18 protein-coding genes and 1 tRNA gene are annotated in these 17,620 nt (G+C 68.9%); 7 read left to right on the top strand and 12 right to left on the bottom strand.

Annotation, left to right across the window (positions count from 1 at the left end; translation table 11 throughout):
• Positions 1-3: 3 nt before the first annotated feature.
• Entirely contained in the window at positions 4-363 is a 360-nt protein-coding gene (locus tag AW270_RS02765; protein ID WP_061290295.1) for a hypothetical protein, read from the top strand.
• On the opposite strand, the gene AW270_RS02760 is transcribed toward AW270_RS02765, so the two are convergent.
• Positions 360-1,532: an AI-2E family transporter gene (locus tag AW270_RS02760; RefSeq protein WP_245674549.1), complete on the bottom strand. Its 1,173-nt coding sequence runs from the start codon at positions 1,530-1,532 to the stop codon at positions 360-362. The genes AW270_RS02765 and AW270_RS02760 overlap by 4 nt on opposite strands.
• Before the next feature lie 84 nt (positions 1,533-1,616).
• A complete protein-coding gene (locus AW270_RS02755) occupies positions 1,617-2,075 on the bottom strand; it encodes a hypothetical protein (RefSeq protein WP_157521639.1) in 459 nt (152 codons plus the stop codon).
• Between the two features lie 252 nt (positions 2,076-2,327).
• On the opposite strand from AW270_RS02755, the gene AW270_RS02750 reads away from it, so the two are divergent.
• A complete protein-coding gene (locus AW270_RS02750) occupies positions 2,328-2,858 on the top strand; it encodes a peptidylprolyl isomerase (RefSeq protein ID WP_061290290.1) in 531 nt (176 codons plus the stop codon).
• Between the two features lie 87 nt (positions 2,859-2,945).
• Positions 2,946-3,836, top strand: coding sequence for a rhomboid family intramembrane serine protease (locus tag AW270_RS02745; protein WP_218009071.1), 891 nt, complete (start codon positions 2,946-2,948; stop codon positions 3,834-3,836).
• A gap of 72 nt (positions 3,837-3,908) precedes the next feature.
• On the opposite strand, the gene AW270_RS02740 is transcribed toward AW270_RS02745, so the two are convergent.
• Positions 3,909-4,157, bottom strand: a complete 249-nt coding sequence (locus AW270_RS02740; RefSeq protein WP_030455197.1) for a cell division protein CrgA — start codon at positions 4,155-4,157, stop codon at positions 3,909-3,911.
• 167 nt (positions 4,158-4,324) lie between these two features.
• On the opposite strand from AW270_RS02740, the gene AW270_RS02735 reads away from it, so the two are divergent.
• From AW270_RS02735 to AW270_RS02730, 3 genes are read left to right on the top strand one after another with little or no spacing between them, the layout of a single operon-like run.
• Positions 4,325-4,942: a class E sortase gene (locus tag AW270_RS02735; protein ID WP_245674548.1), complete on the top strand. Its 618-nt coding sequence runs from the start codon at positions 4,325-4,327 to the stop codon at positions 4,940-4,942.
• Between the two features lie 4 nt (positions 4,943-4,946).
• The gene (locus AW270_RS38375; RefSeq protein ID WP_157521638.1) at positions 4,947-5,108 is read left to right on the top strand and encodes a hypothetical protein; all 162 of its coding nucleotides are present in this window, start codon (positions 4,947-4,949) and stop codon (positions 5,106-5,108) included.
• 4 nt (positions 5,109-5,112) lie between these two features.
• Positions 5,113-5,679 (top strand): anthranilate synthase component II, encoded by a 567-nt coding sequence (locus AW270_RS02730; RefSeq protein ID WP_082801255.1) that lies wholly within the window; start codon positions 5,113-5,115, stop codon positions 5,677-5,679.
• A 75-nt stretch (positions 5,680-5,754) separates the two neighbouring features.
• Here the strand turns inward: AW270_RS02730 and pknB are convergent, their stop codons facing one another.
• From pknB to AW270_RS02695, 7 genes are all read right to left on the bottom strand, one after another.
• Positions 5,755-7,656 carry a Stk1 family PASTA domain-containing Ser/Thr kinase gene (gene pknB / locus AW270_RS02725; protein ID WP_061290287.1) on the bottom strand — a complete coding sequence of 634 codons (1,902 nt, stop codon included), beginning with the start codon at positions 7,654-7,656 and terminating at the stop codon, positions 5,755-5,757.
• Positions 7,657-7,720: 64 nt separating this feature from the next.
• A complete protein-coding gene (locus tag AW270_RS02720; protein WP_061290286.1) occupies positions 7,721-9,079 on the bottom strand; it encodes a serine/threonine-protein kinase in 1,359 nt (452 codons plus the stop codon).
• The gene (locus tag AW270_RS02715; RefSeq protein WP_061290283.1) at positions 9,076-10,539 is read right to left on the bottom strand and encodes a peptidoglycan D,D-transpeptidase FtsI family protein; all 1,464 of its coding nucleotides are present in this window, start codon (positions 10,537-10,539) and stop codon (positions 9,076-9,078) included. Before AW270_RS02715 ends, AW270_RS02720 begins: the two co-directional genes overlap by 4 nt.
• Positions 10,536-11,885 (bottom strand): FtsW/RodA/SpoVE family cell cycle protein, encoded by a 1,350-nt coding sequence (locus AW270_RS02710; RefSeq protein WP_061290281.1) that lies wholly within the window; start codon positions 11,883-11,885, stop codon positions 10,536-10,538. The genes AW270_RS02715 and AW270_RS02710 overlap by 4 nt, the downstream gene beginning before the upstream one ends.
• A 35-nt stretch (positions 11,886-11,920) precedes the next feature.
• Entirely contained in the window at positions 11,921-13,216 is a 1,296-nt protein-coding gene (locus tag AW270_RS02705) for a Stp1/IreP family PP2C-type Ser/Thr phosphatase (RefSeq protein WP_061290279.1), read from the bottom strand.
• Positions 13,213-13,686: an FHA domain-containing protein FhaB/FipA gene (locus AW270_RS02700; RefSeq protein WP_061290277.1), complete on the bottom strand. Its 474-nt coding sequence runs from the start codon at positions 13,684-13,686 to the stop codon at positions 13,213-13,215. The genes AW270_RS02705 and AW270_RS02700 overlap by 4 nt, the downstream gene beginning before the upstream one ends.
• Before the next feature lie 17 nt (positions 13,687-13,703).
• Complete coding sequence (locus AW270_RS02695) at positions 13,704-14,447, bottom strand: FHA domain-containing protein (RefSeq protein ID WP_061290275.1); 744 nt, start codon at positions 14,445-14,447, stop codon at positions 13,704-13,706.
• 108 nt (positions 14,448-14,555) lie between these two features.
• Between AW270_RS02695 and AW270_RS02690 the strand changes: the two genes are divergently transcribed.
• A tRNA-Leu gene (locus tag AW270_RS02690) sits at positions 14,556-14,638 on the top strand.
• A gap of 372 nt (positions 14,639-15,010) precedes the next feature.
• Here AW270_RS02690 and AW270_RS02685 read toward each other — a convergent pair.
• Both AW270_RS02685 and AW270_RS02680 read right to left on the bottom strand, forming a co-directional pair.
• The gene (locus AW270_RS02685) at positions 15,011-16,009 is read right to left on the bottom strand and encodes a hemolysin family protein (protein WP_061290273.1); all 999 of its coding nucleotides are present in this window, start codon (positions 16,007-16,009) and stop codon (positions 15,011-15,013) included.
• A complete protein-coding gene (locus tag AW270_RS02680) occupies positions 16,006-17,427 on the bottom strand; it encodes a hemolysin family protein (protein WP_063819078.1) in 1,422 nt (473 codons plus the stop codon). The genes AW270_RS02685 and AW270_RS02680 overlap by 4 nt, the downstream gene beginning before the upstream one ends.
• Positions 17,428-17,620 lie beyond the last annotated feature (193 nt).

Raw genomic sequence — 17,620 nt, 5'->3', positions numbered from 1 at the left:
CCCATGAACTGGACCCGATTCGCCCTGCACTACCTCGAAATGGTCGTCGCGATGCTGGCCGGGATGTTCCTGCTCGGCCTGGTCACCGGCGGCTGGGACCTCGGGCCGGAGGCCGGCTACCTGGTCATGGCCACCAACATGTCGATCGGCATGGCCGTCGTGATGCTGCTGCGCGGGCACTCCTGGCCACGCACCCTGGAGATGTGCGCGGCCATGTACGTTCCGGCCGTCGTGGCGTTCCCGCTGTTCTGGGCCGGGGTGATCGGCGAGCACGGGCTCATGATGGTCACCCACGTGATCATGTTCCCGTTGATGCTGGCCGTGATGCTGTGGCGCCGCCAGGAGTACGCCCACGCCCACTAGACCTTCTCCTGCCGGGGCAGGACCACCTCCCGGATCACCAGCAGCAGCGCGGCGGCCAGCGGGATGCCCAGCAGCGCGCCGACCACGCCGAGCAGCGCGCCGCCGAGCAGCGCCCCGATGATGGTCGCGATCGGCGGCACGTCCACCGACGACTTGAACACCCTCGGTGAGATCACGTAGTTCTCGATCTGCTGGTAGATCACGAAGAAGACCACGCAGGCGATGCCGACCGGCAGCGAGGTCACCAGCCCCACCAGCGAGGCCACCACGGCCCCGATGACCGCGCCGACCATCGGGATCAGGTCGGTGACCGCCACGAAGATCGCCAGCGGCAGGGCGTAGGGGACCCCGGCGATGGTCAGGAAGATGAACGTCACCACACCGGCGATCAGCGAGATGATCAGGTTGCCCGCGACGTATCCGCCGATCTGCCGGATCACCTCGTCGACCAGCAGCCTCACCCGGTCGCGCCGTGACCTCGGCACCAGCCGGTAGCCCGACTCCTTGATCGAGTTCAGCGACCCGAGGAAGTAGAGCGTCAGCACCAGCACCGTCAGGAAGCTGAACACAGCGCTGATCACCACCCCGGCCACGCCGAGTATCCCGCCGAAGAGCTGGCTGGCCAGGTCGCCGCTGGTGACGTACTGGGTGAGCTTGTCCAGGACCTGGTACTCCTGATCCAGCGACCGGATCAGCGGATGGTTCTGGAGTTGCTGTACGAGAGTCGGCACGTCCTGGACGAACCCGGTGGTCTGCTCGGTGAGCGCGGGCACGATCGAGATGGCGAAGATCGCGAAGAACGCGATCACCCCGATGAACACGATGGTGATCGCCCACAGGCGCGACATGCCCCTGCCGTGCAGCCACTCCACGGCCGGATTGAGCCCGATCGCCAGGAACAGCGACACCACGATCAGCACCAGGACCGACCCGGCGGCGGCCACCATCTGCACCAGCCACCAGGCGGTGAGCACGCCGAAGGCGGCCACCATCCCGAACATGAACGGGCTGTTGCTCATGGGCTTGCCGGGCCGGCCGAAGGGCAGCTTGTGCTCGCCGGACGGCTCAGGAGCCGGCGGGGGAGCCGATTCGGCCACGGCGCCGATGGGGGCGTGTGCGATGGGCGCCTCGACGGGCGAGGGCCCCGAAGAAACGGATTTGTCCGTCACAGCAGCCAAGACTGCCCCAAACCTGGCCCGATACACAAAGAAGCCGGCGCCCGATCAAGGGCGCCGGCCTCTGAGTCTCAGCTCTCAGGACATCCTGTTGTGCAGTTCGTCGGCCTTCTGCTCCACCGTCTCGCCCGCCTGCTGGGCGGTCTGCTGGGCACGGTGCCTGACGTGCTCGACCTTGCCGCGGACGGCGTCCTTGGTGTCGGACATCGTGTCGGCCCACTGGCGCGCGTTCCGCTTGTAGAGCGCGAAACCCACCGCGCCCATCGCCAGTCCGCCCAGCAGCACCATCATCGGCATGCGGCCACGCCGCCTGACGATCGGCGGAGCCGGATCGATCCTGCGGGCCATCTCCGCCAGCATCGCGGCGATCCTCGGAGCGACCTGCTCCTCCAGCGCCACCGCCGCGTGGTCGATCCGAGGGGCCGCCCAGTAGCGGGCGTCCTCGAACCGGCCGGACGCGACCTCACGGGCGGTGCCCGCGTAGTCACGGGCGTTTCCGGCCATGCCGATCGCGCTCTCACGCGCCTGGCTGGCCATCGGCCCGACCCTGTCAGCGGTGCGGTAGGCCGTATGTTTCGCCCGGCCCGCCCACGTCTCTGGGTAGTCCAGTGCGGCGCGCGCCTTCTTCTTCATTGTCCGGGACACGACAACCTCCCCTGTCGAAATGGGGCCCCGAGTCGTCCCCTTCCCGTACGAATGCCCCTCAATCATCACCAGGGGCGCTCCGGACGATCGCTACCCTTGCCCTTGGAAAACATTGAGTCCGTGACCTGAAGGGGGCGGCCACGCATGGCTGAGAACCTCATCGCGACCCTGAACACCAACCGGGGCACGATCAAAATCAAGCTCTGGCCGAACCAGGCGCCGAAGACCGTACGCAACTTCGTCGAGCTGGCTGAGGGCACCCGGGAGTGGACCCATCCCGAGACGGGCCAGAAGACCAACGCCAAGCTCTACGACGGCACCGTCTTCCACCGTGTGATCGCCGGGTTCATGCTCCAGGGCGGCGACCCGCTCGGCCAGGGCATCGGCGGCCCCGGCTACGACTTCGACGACGAGATCCACGTCGACAACCAGTTCAACCGCCCCTACCTGCTGGCCATGGCCAACGCGGGCAAGCGGTTCGGCAAGGGGACCAACGGGTCGCAGTTCTTCATCACCGTCGCCAAGACGCCCCACCTGAACCAGGGGCACACGATCTTCGGCGAGGTCATCGAGGGCACCGACGTCGTCGACGCCATCGCCACCACCGAGACCGACGGCCGCGACCGGCCGATCAAGGAAGTGGTGCTCGAGTCGGTCACCATCGAGCGTTCGTAACGGGCGAACGGCGGAGGCGCCCCACCGTGGGCGCCTCTCCCGTTCCCGTATGGCAGGCTGGGGTGAGGCCCCTCCGGAAGGACCCCATTGACCACCCAGCCTCCCCCGATAGAACCGGGCTCGGCGGCGGTGCCCACGTGCTACCGACACCCCGAGCGCGAGACCTACGTCCGCTGCCAGCGGTGCGACAAGCCCATCTGCCCCGACTGCATGCAGAACGCCTCGGTCGGCTTCCAGTGCGTCGAGTGCGTCCGCGAGGGCAACAAGGGGGTGCGTCAGGCCCGCGCCCAGTTCGGCGGCGGCCACGTCACCGTCCCCCGGGTCACCTGGACCCTGCTGGTCATCAACGTGCTGGCCTACTTCGCCGAGTTCGTCTTCAAAGACGAGTTCGTCAACCTGCTCGACACCTCGCCGGGCCACATCTACGACGGGGAATACTGGCGGCTGATCTCGGGCGCGTTCCTGCACCTGCAGCCCACCTCGGCCTTCTCGATCACCCACATCCTGTTCAACATGTGGGCGCTCTACGCCATCGGGCCGGAGCTCGAACGCCGCCTGGGCCATCTGCGGTTCGCGACGCTCTACCTGGTCGCGGCGCTCGGCGGTTCGGTCGCCGTCTACCTGTTCAGCATCTACCCGTCGGTCGGCGCCTCGGGCGCGATCTACGGCCTGTTCGGGGCGCTGTTCGTGATGGCCCGCCGCCTCGGCTACGACGCCCGCGGCGTGGTCTGGCTGATCGGGATCAACGTGGTGCTGACCTTCGTGATCCCCGGGATCAGCTGGCAGGGCCACCTGGGCGGCCTGGTGGTCGGCGCGCTGGTGGCGGCCGTCTTCGCCTACGCCCCCGAGCGCAACCGGAACATCATCCAGTGGGGCGGGGTGGCGGCGGTGGTGCTGGTCCTGGCGCTGACCGTCTACTTCGGCGAGCCCTACGCGCTCATCGCGGAGCTTGAGCGGCGCTACGGCACACCTGGCTGATCGGGCACGGGCTGATGCTTCCCCAGGCTGTGGAAAAGCCTGTGGAAAGTCAGCCCGTCGCCGCGGTCCCGGCTAACGCCACTTCGTGGAGAGAACCACACCGAAGATGATCAGGGCGAAGCCGATCGCCAGGTTCCAGTTGCCGAGCGGCTCGAACACGGGGCCGGTGCGGCCGACGATGTAGTAGGCCGCGATCCAGCCGATGCCGAGGATCCACGACGCGACCATCACCGGCGCCAGCCAGCGGGGGCTGACCTTGACCGTCGTGGTCTTCTGCGGCGGGGTGTAGACGGCCTTCTTGCGAACCTTCGAGTTGGGCACGGGAGTCTCCTGATGGTCACCCGCGCTCGATGCGGGTTTGGCAGTAAGCGTAGTCGCTAAGAATAGACGCCGACGTCCCCGAAGGGCGATTCCCCTTTCCATCGGACGTCTGCAAACAATCCACCAACGTCCGGAGCCCGGGGTGCGCCCGCTTCTACGGTGGTCCGGTGAGGGTGATCCTGCGGACCATCGGTGAGCTGAGCATCACCCTGGGTGTGGTGTTGCTGCTCTTCTGCGCCTATCTGCTGTGGGGGACCAGTGCGTACACCGAACGCCACCAGCGCATCCTCCAGCGGCAGCTCGTGACCGAGCCGGCCACCAAGATCCTTGGAAAGATTCAGCTCGGCGGCGCCGTGGCGCTCATCAAGATCCCCCGCCTCGGCCCGGCCTACAAGTACGCCATCGTCGAGGGCGTCGAGGACGAGCACCTGCGCCAGGGGCCCGGCCACTATCCCGGCTCGGCCCAGCCCGGCGAGGTCGGCAACTTCGTCGTCTCGGGCCACCGCACCACCTACGCCGCGCCGTTCAACCGCATCGACGAGCTCGAGAAGGGCGACGACATCCTGATCGACTCGCGGGAGGCGCGGTACACCTACCAGGTCACCGCGACGAAGATCGTCGAGCCGACGGCGGTCGACGTGATCGAACCGGTGCCGGGCCACCCGGGGAAGAAGGCCGACAAAGCCGTGATCACCCTCTCCACCTGCCACCCCGAATACTCGGCCCGCCAGCGCCTCATCGTCTTCGGCACCCTGACCAAGACCGAGGAACGCGACGTTTTCTAGGGGGATGTCTGTGTACGGCTTCGTCTGGCGTCACCTGCCCGGCAACACCGCCGCCAAGCTCGTCGGCATGCTCCTGCTGCTCGGCCTGGCCGCCCTCTTCCTCTGGTACGGCGTCTTCCCCTGGCTGGAGCCGCGTGTCGCCCTTGACGAGGTGACCGTAGGGTGAGTGGGTGCGCATCCTGGTCGTCGACAACCATGACAGTTTCGTGCACACGATCGTCCAGTACCTGCGCGTTCTCGGCGCCGGCTGCGAGGTGTGGCCCCGCGACGAGGTGACCGTCGGCGACGCCGACGGGTTCGACGGGGTGCTGGTCTCCCCGGGGCCCGGAGCGCCGGAAGACGCCGGGGTCAGCGTGCCGCTGGTCCGCCGGTGCGCCGAGCGGGGGCTGCCCTACCTGGGCGTCTGCCTCGGGCACCAGGCCCTGGCCATCGCCTACGGCGCCGAGGTGACCCGGGCGCCCGAACTGCTCCACGGGCGCACCAGCCCGATCGTCCACGACGGCCGGGGGGTGTTCGAGGGGCTGCCGAGCCCGGTGACCATGACGCGCTACCACTCGCTGGCGGTCGTGCCGAAGACCGTCCCCGAGGAGCTGACCGTCACCGCGACCACCCCGGACGGGGTGGTCATGGGGCTTCGGCACAGGTCAGCGCCCCTGGAAGGGGTGCAATTCCACCCAGAGTCGGTCCTGTCCGAGCATGGCTCACAATTGCTCGGAAATTGGCTCAGAAACCTGTAACACGGCGGGGGCTGTAACCGACATCACAGTGAGGGTTTCCGCCATTGCCCCCGAGTGGCGGAAACCCTTCTCGTTTTACTGGCCGAAGCCGCCGCCCTCGCTGCCGCCCGTGTCGACGTCGACGCCGCCACCGGGGTTGTTCGGGTCGGTGCCGGGGTCTTCGGTGCCGTCGGTGGGCTGGTCGTCCGGGGGGAAGGTGCCCGGGTCGTCCGACGGCGGCTGCTCCGGCTGCTGGGCCTGCGGGCCGCTGGAGACGACCAGCGTGATGGTCCGCTTGGGCGCCTGCTTGGAGCCGCCGGCGGGGGTCTGGTCGATCACGATGCCGCGGGGGACCACGTCGCTGGGCTGCTCGGAGATGTTCACCCGGAACCCGGCCTCTTCGAGGGTCTGGCGCGCGTCGTCGACCGTCAGCGTCGTCACGGTCGGGACCTCGATCAGCTCGGTCGGCAGGATCAGCTTGACCCGGCTGCCCTTGTTGACCTCTTCACCGGCGGGCGGGTCGGTCTTGACGACCGTGCCCTGCTTGCCGGAGGAGTTCTCGAAGTCGATCGTGAACTTCAGCCCGGCGGCCGTCAGTTCGGCGATGGCCTCCTCGCGGGTCTTGCCCGTCACGTCGGGGACCGCGATGGTCTCCAGGCCCTTGGACACGAAGAGCTTGACGTCGGTGCCCTTCTCGATGTCCTTGCCCGCCGCCGGGTCGGTGCGGATCGCCCGGCCCTTCTTGTAGTCCTCGCTGAACTCCTCCTCGACCGAGACCTTGAAGCCGGCCGCGGTCAGCGTCGCCTCTGCCTCGGCCCTCGGCTGGTCCTCGACCACCGGGACCGGGATCGTCACGGTCTTCTCGCCGCCGTCGGTGGGCGACAGGAAGGTGAGGCCGATCCAGACGAACGCGCCGATGATCAGCAGCGGGATGAGGATCCACGCGGCCGTCTTGGCGGCGGTCGCACCGGCGCTGGGCTTGTTCCGGTGGCGGTCGCTGCGGCTCGTGCGGTCCTCGTCGCCGTATTCGTAGGCGGGGATGTGGCGGGTGCCCTGCGCCGGGACGGCGCCCTGGGCGCTGGTCATGGTGCGGGTGCGGTCGGCGCCGGCGTACTGGCCGTAGTTGTTGGCCAGGGCCATCGTCTGCGGGTCCATCGGCATGCCCTGCACGGCGCGCTGGAGGTCGGCCCGCATCTCGGCGGCGCTCTGGTAGCGCTGCACCGGGTCCTTGGCCATCGCCTTGAGGACGATGGCGTCACACCACTTGGGGATCTCCGGGTCGATCCGCGACGGTGGGATCGGGTCTTCGCGGACGTGCTGGTAGGCGATCGCCACAGGGGAGTCGCCGGTGAACGGGGGCTGGCCGGTCAGCAGCTCGTAGAGCACGCAGCCGGTCGAGTAGATGTCGCTGCGGGCGTCGACGCGCTCGCCGCGCGCCTGCTCCGGCGAGAGGTACTGGGCCGTGCCGATGACCTGGGCGGTCTGCGTCATCGTGGCGGCGGAGTCGGCCATGGCGCGGGCGATGCCGAAGTCCATCACCTTGACCTCGCCGTTGCGGGTCAGCATGACGTTGGCCGGCTTGATGTCGCGGTGGACGATCCCGCCCCGGTGGCTGTAGTCGAGCGCCCGCAGGATGCCGTCGACCAGCTCGGCCGCGCGCTCGGGCATCAGCCGCCGGTCCTGGCGGAGCAGGTCGCGGAGGGTCCGGCCGTCGACGTACTCCATCACGATGTAGGGCACCGGGGTGCCGTCCATCATGTCCTCGCCGGTGTCGTACACCGCGATGATCGACGGGTGGTTCAGTGACGCCGCAGATTGGGCCTCGCGCCGGAACCGGGCCTGGAAAGTGTGGTCACGGGCCAGGTCGGAGCGGAGGGTCTTGATCGCGACGATGCGGTCGAGCCGGAGATCCCGGGCGCGATAGACCTCGGCCATGCCGCCACGCCCGACGACGCCGTCGAGTTCGTATCGACCGCCGAGTTGCCGTGGCTGAGTCATTTCCTGCACTGTCCCTTGCCGTTCATCGTGGGGTGCCGCCGTTGTCCATAATCAACCCCATGCGTCATGGCGTCTCCTCGTTCGGGAGGGTCGTGGCGCTCGGGGAAGGTGTGGGCGATGTTGGAGTCTCACTTGGCGTCGGAGTCTCACTCGGCGTCGGGGTCGGGGTGGGAGTCGTCGTGGTCGTCGGCGACGGCGTGGGGCTCTGGATCGGGATCGCCGTCTTGACAACCGTAGCCGACGGCGTGGGAATAGGCCGGGCCGACGGCACCGAGGGCGGGCGGCGCGTGGCCGGAACCAGGGGTGTGAGTGTTGTCCGCTTCGGCTGGTCGACGGGCTCGATGGTCACCTGACCACCATCTTCCGACGATGTGCCGGTGACCGTCTCGGGCTCGTTCGAAGTCGGTATGAATTGAATCGCCCCGAATCCGGCCGCCGCCACCGCGCCGACGGTTGCGACGACGAGGGCGGTCGTCCGCCGCCCGCTGGACGGCGCGGGCTGCTCGATCCGCCTGGTCGACAGCGGCCCGCCCGACGGCGGGGTGCCCACCCGGTTGGTGATGACGACGTTGGGGCCGGTGAGCGTGCTCAGCGGGGTCTCCTGCGGCCCGGCGAGGGCGTCGCGCAGGACCATCGCCCGGTCGCCCAGCTCCCGCGCGCTGCCGGGACGTTGAGCGGGGTTCTTGGCCAGCAGCGCCATCACCAGCGCCCGCACGGCGGCCGGCACGTGGTCGGGCAGCGGCGCCGGCTGGTCGTTGAGGTGACGCAGCGCGACGGCGACCTGGGTCTCGGCCAGGAACGGCGGCCGGCCGGTCAGGCACTCGTAGGCCACCACGCCCAGCGAGTAGAGGTCGGTGGAGGGGGTCAGGGTGTGGCCGGAGGCCTGCTCGGGGCTGACGTACTGGGCGGTGCCCAGGACCGTTCCCGTCTGCGTGACCGAGGCCGACTCGAGGGCTCGCGCGATGCCGAAGTCGGTGATCTTGATCAGGCCGGTGCGGGTGACCAGCAGGTTTCCCGGCTTGATGTCGCGGTGGATGACGCCGGCCTGGTGGGCGGCCTGCAGGCCGCGCGAGGCCTGCGAGATCACGTCGAGGGTCACCTCGGCGCTCAGCCGCCCGTTGCGGGCCAGGACCGCCGACAGCGGCTCGCCCGGCACCAGCTCCATCACCAGATAGGCGAGGTCGTTCTCCTCGCCGTAGTCGAAGACCTGGGCGATGCCAGGGTCGGCCAGCCCGGCGGTGATGCGGGCCTCGGTCCGGAACCGGTCGCGGAAGGCCGGATCGGCGGCCACGTGAGCACGCAGCAGTTTGACCGCGACCTCCCGGTGGAGGAGGCCGTCGGTCGCACGCCAGACCTCGCCCATCCCGCCGATGGCGATCCGGGAGGTCAGCCGGTATCGGTTGCCGAGCAGCCCGTGGCTCATTTGGCTTCGAGCACCGCCTGCATCACGTCACGCGCCAGCGGCGCGGCCGTGCCGCCGCCGGTGGCGTCGTTGCCGGCACTGCCCGCCTCGATGAAGACGCAGATCGCCGTCTTCGGGTCTTCGGCCGGGGCGAAGCCGATGAACCAGGCGTGCGGCGCCGGGGCGTCGCCCGCCTCGGCGGTGCCGGTCTTGCCGGCCACCGTCACACCCGGGATCTGGGCGCCGGTGCCGGTGCCGTTGGTGATGACCGAGACCATCATCTGCTTGAGCTCGTCGGCGACCTCGCCGCTCATGGCCTCGTCGAGCTGGCTCGGCTTCAGCTCCTCGATGACGCTGCCACCGGGGTCGGTGATCTTGTTGATCAGCGTCGGCTTCATCAGCACGCCGCTGTTGGCGATCGCCGAGGCGATCTGCGCCATCTGGAGCGGGGTCTGCTGGTTGTCGCGCTGGCCGATGGCGAGCTGGGCGAGCGCCGCCGTCTCGATCTCCGGGCCGATCGTCGTGCCCGCCGTCGGCAGGTCGAAGTCGATCGGCTCGCCGATGCCGAACTTGGCCGACTCCTCACGCATGGTGTCCCACCCGAGGTCCATGCCGATCTGGCCGAACGGGGTGTTGCACGAGCGCTCCAGCGCGAACCGCAGCGTCACCTCGCCGCTGCCGCAGGCCGCGCCGCCGTAGTTGGGCAGGCCCGCAGTGGTGCCGGGCAGGTCGAGCACCTGCGGGGCCGGGACGGTCGTCTCGGGGTCGCGGCTGCGGTCGGCCTCCAGGAACGCCGCCGCGGTGACCACCTTGAACGTCGAGCCCGGCGGGTAGGTCTTCTCGGTCACCCGGTTGAGCAGCGGGTCGGTGTCGTCGTCGGCCAGCTTGTTGTAGGCGGCGGCCACCTTGCCCCGGTCGGGGATCGCCAGCTCGTTGGGGTCGTAGGTCGGCAGCGAGACCATGACCTGGACGGCGCCCGTCTTCGGGTCGAGGGCGACCACGGCGCCGCGCTTGCCGCTGGCGCGCAGTTTGTCGTAGGCGACCTTCTGGGCGGCCGGAATGAGGGTCAGGTCGACGCTGGCGCCCTTCGGCGGCTTCTTGCTGACGAAGTCGATCAGGCGGCCGACCACCAGGTCGGGGTCGCTGCCGTCGAGGAGCTTGTTCTCGTTGAGCTCGATGCCGCGCGCGCTCTCGGGCGCGAAGAAGCCCAGGACGTGGGCGTACATCCGGCCGTTGGGGTATTCGCGCTCGTAGCGGAACTCGGCGTCCTTGGTGTCGACCGTCTTGGCCAGGGTGGTCTTGCCGTTGTTGGCGGTGATCCAGCCCCGGTCGACCGCGTAGCGCTTGTAGAACGAGCGGGTGTTGCGGTTGTCGGTGCTGTAGTCGCCGGCCTTCACCGCGCCCAGGTAGTTCACGTTGATCATGAGCAGGCCGAACATGACCATGCACGCGACGGCCGCGCGTTTGAGGGTTCCGTTCATCGCGTGAACACCTGGGTGAGTCCTTCGTTCTGGATGGCCTGGGGCGGCGGGCGTCGAGCCGCGTCCGACATGCGTACCAGCAGGGCGATAAGGATCCAGTTAGCCAGCAGGGCCGAACCGCCGGCCGACATGAACGGCGTCACCAGTCCCGTGAGCGGGATCAGCCTGGTCACACCGCCGACGATGATGAACACCTGCCAGGCGAGGATGAACGACAGACCACCCGCCAGGAGCTTGGAGAACGGGTCGCGGGCGGCCAGGGCGGTGCGCAGCCCGCGCTGCACGATGAGGGCGTACACCATCAGCAGCGCCATCAGCCCGGTCAGGCCGAGTTCCTCGCCGACGACGGCCATGATGAAGTCGGAGAACGACAGCGGGATCAGGTTGGGGAAGCCCTCGCCGAGGCCGGTGCCCAGGATGCCGCCGGAGCCGAACGCGAACAGGCCCTGCATGAGCTGGAAGCTGCCGCCGAGCTCGCGGTCGTAGAACTCGGGCGCCTCGGGGTGGAGCCAGACCTCGAACCGCGCCTGCACGTGGCCGAAGAGTTGCCCCGCCAGCACGGCCCCGCCGATGAACAGCAGGACGCCGATGAGCACCCAGGAGGTGCGCTGGGTCGCGACGTAGAGCATCACGATGAACGTGCCGAACACCAGCAGCGAGCTGCCCAGGTCCTTCTGGAGGATGAGCACGCCGAGGCTGAGCCCCCACGTGGCCAGGACCGGCCCGAGGTCGCGGGCGCGGGGCAGGTCGATGAAGAGCAGCCGCCGCCCGGCCAGCGCCAGCACGTCGCGCTTCGCCACGAGGTAACCGGCGAAGAAGATGACCAGCGCCAGCTTCGAGAACTCGGCCGGCTGGATGGTGAAGGGGCCGACGCCGATCCAGATGCGGGCGCCGTTGATCTCGCGGCCGACGAACGGCAGCAGCGGCATGACCAGCAGGCCCAGGCCGATGAAGCCCATCGTGTACGTGAGGCGCTGCAAGGCCCGGTGGTCCTTCAACACGATCAGGGTCGCGGAGAACATCACCACGCCGAGCGCGGTCCACATGAGCTGGTTGGTGGCCGAGGCGCCGCCCTGCCCGGTCTGCTCGATCCGGTAGATGATCACCAGTCCGAGCCCGTTGACCAGGGTCACCAGGGGAAGCAGCAGGGGATCTGCCCAGGGGGCCCATTTCGCCAGCACGCCGTAGGCGGCGAACATCAGCGCGGCCAGGCCGAGGCCGTAGGTGAAGGTTCCGGAGGGGATCTGGCCGTTGATGCCGAGGCCGACGCTCGCGTAGGCGCCCATCACGACGACGATCGCGAACGCGAGCATGACGAGCTGCGCGCCGCGTCGCTTCGCGGTCATCGGGACGGCCGGCGCCTCCGCTACGGGTGCGGTCGTCACGACGGCGATTCCGAGGGCTCGCCGGAAGTGCTGGGGGACGCCTCAGGCGTCGTGGGGCTCTCGGTGCCGCCGGTGAGGGAGGCGATCTTCGCCTTGCCGGCGTCGACGTCGTTGACCATGATCCCGCTCTGCACCTTGTCCTGTTCCACCTGTGGGAGAGCCGAGACCGACAGGTCGGAGGTGTGGACGACGTGCTTGAAGGAGACGAACCCGAGGTCGGCGTCGACTCCCTGGAAGACCACCAGCCGGCCGTTGTCGGCGCCGACGTAGAACTGGTTCTGGGTCCACTGGTAGCCGAAGTAGCCTCCGGCGCCCAGGACTCCCACCACGACGACCAGTAACGTCGTGACCACCGGCCAGGTGCGCCTCTTGCGCGGGGCGGCCCGGCGGCCGGAGGCCGCGAGGGCCTCCGGCGCGGGGTTGTCGTCGAGCTCCAGGTCGACGATGACCGGCTGAGGCGCCGTCACCGTCATGGCCCGGCCCGCCGGGTTGTCGGGTGGCGCCGAACGGGCGCGCCCGGAACCGGCCGCCCCGACCACCGCCGCCACGTGGCTGGGCGGCTGCACGTCGTCGGTCTCGATGACGTCGGCCACCACGCACGTGATGTTGTCAGGTCCGCCGCCGCGGTTGGCCAGGTCGATGAGCTGGCGTACCACGTCGTCGGGATCGTCGATGGTGGAGAGCGTGTGGTGGAGTGTCTCCGCGCTGACGACGGTGGACAGGCCGTCCGAGCACAGCAGGTAGCGGTCGCCGATCTGGGCTTCCCGGTCCTGCAGGTCGGGGTCGACCTCGCCGCTGCCGTCGAGGGCGCGCAGGAGGATCGAGCGTTGCGGGTGGTTGGCGGCCTCTTCTTGGGTGATGCGGCCGTCGTCCACCAGCGACTGCACGAGTGTGTGGTCGTGGGTGATCTGGTAGAGCTCACCGTTGCGCAGCAGGTAGGCCCGCGAGTCGCCCACATGGACGAGCGCGAACCGGGTGCCGTTCCACAACATGGCGGTGAGCGTGGTCCCCATGCCCTTGAGGCTGGGATCGCGGGCCACCATCGTGTGGAGCTGGTGGTTGGCGTCGCGGACCGCGGCCTCGATCGTGCCGACCAGGTCACTCCCGTAGGCGTCCCGGTCAAGGGACGACAGTGCGGCGATGGCGACCGAGGAGGCCACCTCACCGTGAGCGTGCCCGCCCATGCCGTCGGCGACGGCAAGCAGGCGGCCGCTGGCGTAGGCCGAGTCCTCGTTACCTTCACGGAGGAGGCCGACGTCCGAGCGGGCGGCGTATCGGAGTGCTGTTGTCATTTGCGCAATTCGATGACGGTCTTGCCGATGCGGACGGGAGTCCCGAGAGGCACCGGCGTCGGGCGGGTCACTTTGGAACGGTCGAGATAGGTTCCGTTGGTCGAGCCGAGGTCTTCCACGATCCACTGACCGTCCTGGGGGAAGAGCTGGGCATGGCGGCTGGACGCGTAGTCGTCGCTCAGGACGAGCGTCGAGTCAGTGGCCCGGCCAATGGTGATCGGCTGTTCGGTGAGGTTGATGATGGTCCCTTGCAGGGGGCCACCTGTGACGACCATCTGACGTGGCTCCCCCCTCTTGGGCTTGGCAGGAATATTCTTCGCCGGTTTGGTGGGCAACTTACGCGGATTCGCGGAAGGTGCCGTTCGCGGACCGAACAAGTCTGTCCGGATCACGCCGACCGCGGCAATGACGAAGAACCAGAGCACCGCCAGGAAGGCGAGCCTGATCAGCAGCAGCGCGAGCTCGGACATGGACCGTTTGTCTACCTTTAATCGCGTTTGAACACCAGGGTGGTACGCCCCAGTGTCACCCTCGTCCCGTCCTGCATCTCGATCCTGCGGACCGGCTGCCCGTTGACGAAGGTGCCGTTCGTTGAACCGAGATCAACCAGAACCACCTGCTGACCCTCGACCCGTAGCTCGGCATGATGCCGCGATACGCCCGGATCCACCAGCCGTAGATCACAATCGGTCCCCCGGCCCAGCAGAGTGACCGGAGTGGTCAGCTCGTAGGACCGCTGGCCCTGCGGATCGTCCTGAGTGGACACCAGCAGGCGCGGCCGGCCCCCGAAAGCGCTGCTCTTGCGAGCGGCGGGGACGTCGCTGACCGGCTGCCTGATCTCGTCTTGCTCGACCGTCGCGCCCCGGATCACCCCGGACCGGATCCGGAACAGCCCGACCGCGAGGTCGTCGGCGGTCTCGAAGCGCACGCGGACGGGCCCGACGAACGAGTAGCCCTGCTCCTTGGCGTATTCCCGCGCGAGATTGGCCAGCTCGTGGCTGATGCTGTCGGCGTACACCTCGAGGCGCTCGTTGTCGGTCGTGGACAGCTCGACCACGAAGTCGTTGGGGACAAGCGTTCTGCCCTGAGCGACGATCGCGGCACGGTCGTCCATCTCCCTCTGCACCGCGCTTGCGACCTCTACGGGCTGAAGGTCGGACTTGAACGCACGTGCGAAGGCGCCCTCAACCAAACCTTCGAGCCTGCGCTCGAAGCGCTGAAGGACTCCCACCGGCTACCTCCCTTCCTCCATCGTCTACACGGATCGTATCCGGGTTCAGTGGCACTGGCGGATCCGTGCTAACCTTTCCAGGCAGCCGAAAAGAGGCGCACCCGTAAGGGGCAAGTGGCGGAATGGCAGACGCGCACGGTTCAGGTCCGTGTGTCCGAAAGGACGTGGGGGTTCAACTCCCCCCTTGCCCACAGAGAATAGACCTCGCTGGTCGGAAGGATCACCTTCCCGCAGCGGGGTTTTTTCGTTGTGGGGCGTAACGTCCCTGATGGCACAGCGGATCCTCCGTAATCTGAACGGCGCTGATCCATATTCTCCGAACCGCGGCTTTCAAACCGCTTGCACCCGGGATCGGATGAAAAAAGTTTGCCCGAAGTCTCGTCATGCGAGACCCATTGTCCCGAAATGCGGGCCACTCCCTGTGACAGGAGCGACCCCTGAGGTTGCTGCGAGGGCGCGCCCCCGTCTGGACTGAGGAGTGCAGGAGAGCGAAGCGAACCGGAGCGACGAGGGAAGACGGGGGCTGAAAGCGCCCGAGCCCCCGCGCCGGAGGCTCGGGCAATCTACACCGTCAGCAGTTCGCCGATCAGGGACGTCACGCTGATCTCGCCGACGACCTCACCGCGCTCGTCGACCACCAGGCCGAGCTGGGCCCGGGCGTCCTGGAGCGCGGTCACCGCGTCGGGGATCGGCGTGGAGACCTTGAGGGTCGGCACGGGTGTCGCCAGTTGCCCCGGGGTCATCTCGGGATGGACCAGGCTGTCCCGGACGTGCAGCACGCCCCTGACGCCCTCGGGCGAGGTGACCAGCATGCGCAGCCGGTTGGCCGCCACCGCCGTCTTGCGGACGTGTTCGGCGGGCGCGTCGGCGGCGATCGTCACCGCGTCGGCGAGCGGCGTCATCAGCCGCTCGACCGACTGGTTCTGCACCCGCAGCGCCCGCGTGAGCAGGTCGTGCTCGTCGCGGTCGAGCATGCCCATGCGGCCCGACTCGGCGACCAGCACGGCGAGCTGGTGGGGCGTGCGGGCGGTGGCCAGCTCGTCGCGGGGGCGCACCCCGCACAGGCGCAGCAGGCCGTTGGTCAGCCCGTTGAGCCCGGCCAGCAGCGGGCGGACCAGCCAGACGAAGCCGCGGAACGGCAGCGCCAGGGCCAGGGCGGCCGGCTCCGGGTGGGTCAGGGCCAGCGACTTGGGCGCCATCTCCCCGACCACCATGTGCAGGAAGGTGACGATCGCGAGCGCCAGCACGTACGAGACCGCGGTTCCGACGCTCTCGGGCAGGCCGGACAGCACCGGTTCGAGCAGGTGGTGCAGCGCCGGTTCGGTCACCATGCCCAGGCCCAGCGAGCAGAGCGTGATGCCGAGCTGGGCGCCGGCCAGCATGAGCGAGAGGTTGCGGCTGCCGCGCAGGGCGGCCTTGGCGGCGATCCGGGCGAAGGGGCCGCCGGCGGCCTCCTCCAGCCGGTGACGCCTGGCCGAAATGACCGCGAATTCCGCGGCGACGAAGAATCCGTTCAGCGCCAGCAGCACGACGCCGAGCAGGAGCGCCATCGTGGAGCTCACACCGGCCTCCCTTGGAACAGGGCCGAGAAGAGCTCGGGCGCGTAGTCCTGCGGCCCGGTGTTCTCGTGAGCGGACTCCTGGACGATCTCCTCGGCGGCCGTGGCCGCGATCGAGAGGCGGATCATCTGGGGCACCCGGCGGTGCACGTCGAGCACGGTCAGCAGGGCGTGCCGGGGGCCCTCGTCCTCGTCGAGCAGGTCGTGCTCCTCGGCGGTCGCGACGGTGACGGCGTCGCCGGGCTCGGCCATGCGGCCCAGCTCGGCCAGCACGAGGCCGCCGACGGTCTCGTAGCCGTCGTCCTCCGGCAGGACCACGCCGGTCGCCCGCTCGACCTCGTCGATGCGGAGCGTGCCGGGCACGTCCCAGGTGCCGTCGGGGTTGACGGTGACGCCGAGCGGTTCGGGGTCGTTCTCGTCGATGAGTTCGCCGACGAGCTCCTCGGCCAGGTCCTCGATGGTGACGACGCCCGCGAGGCCGCCGTATTCGTCGATGACGCAGGCGAAGGTGCCGCCGGACATGCGCGACAGCAGGACGGGCACCGGCAGGGTGGCCGGGACGAGCAGCGGGGTGCGCATGATGCCGCCGATGGTCGGCTCGCCCTCGCGGCCCAGGTAGTCGAGCAGGCCGACGACGCCCACGACGTCGTCGGTGTCGCTGCCGAGCACGGGGTAGCGGGAGTGGCCGTGGTCGCGTACCGCGTCGACCAGGGCCGAGACCGGCGAGTCGGCGTGCAGAGAGACCACGCGGGGACGGGGGATCATGACGTCCTCCGCGGTGCGGTCGCCGAACTCCAGGGCGCGTTCGAGCAGGTCGGCCAGCCGGGGCGGCAGGTCGCCGGCCTCACGGGAGTCGTCGACGATGCGCTGCAGCTCCTCGGGCGTGGCGCCGTGTTCGAGCTCCTCGATGGGCTCGATGCCGAACAGCCGGACGAGCCGGGTGGCCGCGCCGTCGAACAGCCGGATCAGCGGACCGGCGATCTTCAGGTAGACGAGGGTGGGGCGGGACAGCCACATCGCCACCGGCTCGGGCCGGGCGATGCCGAGGTTCTTGGGCGCCAGCTCACCGAAGATCATCTGAATGATGGTGGCGATCGCGACGCCGATCGCGACGCTCACCCCGGGAACGGCCCCCGCCGGGAGCCCGAGGCCCTCGAGCGGTCCGCGCAGGGAGACCGAGATGGCCGGTTCCGCGAGGAAGCCGACGAGCAGGGTGGTCACGGTGATGCCGAGCTGGGCGCCCGACAGCATGAAGGAGAGCCGGCCCGTGACGTCGAGGGCCCTCTGGGCGGCGGGGTTGGTGTCGGCCTGCTGGCGCAGCAGCGCTCGGTCGGCGGCGACGTATGCGAACTCCTGGGCCACGAAGAATCCGGTGGCCAAGGTGAGGAGCAGGACGGCGAGGAGGCCGAGGACGATGGTCATCTCATCGCCTCACGTGGACCCGTGCCAAGGCACGGGCTGGTACTCCAGGGGTCCGAAACGGACACGACGGTCCTTTCAACTAGGGGTGCTTCAACCGTAACGGGCGACCGGCCGATGATGTTTCCCGGATCGGGTCTGTGTACTTTTCCATAGGAAAACCTTGATAACGGGCCCGCCCCGGGCGGTTGGAACG

It is taken from the genome of Herbidospora cretacea, assembly GCF_001570605.1.
Classification (GTDB): Bacteria; Actinomycetota; Actinomycetes; order Streptosporangiales; family Streptosporangiaceae; genus Herbidospora; species Herbidospora cretacea.
Note: the sequence above shows the minus strand (reverse complement) of the source record. Positions and strands in the feature narration are given on the sequence as shown.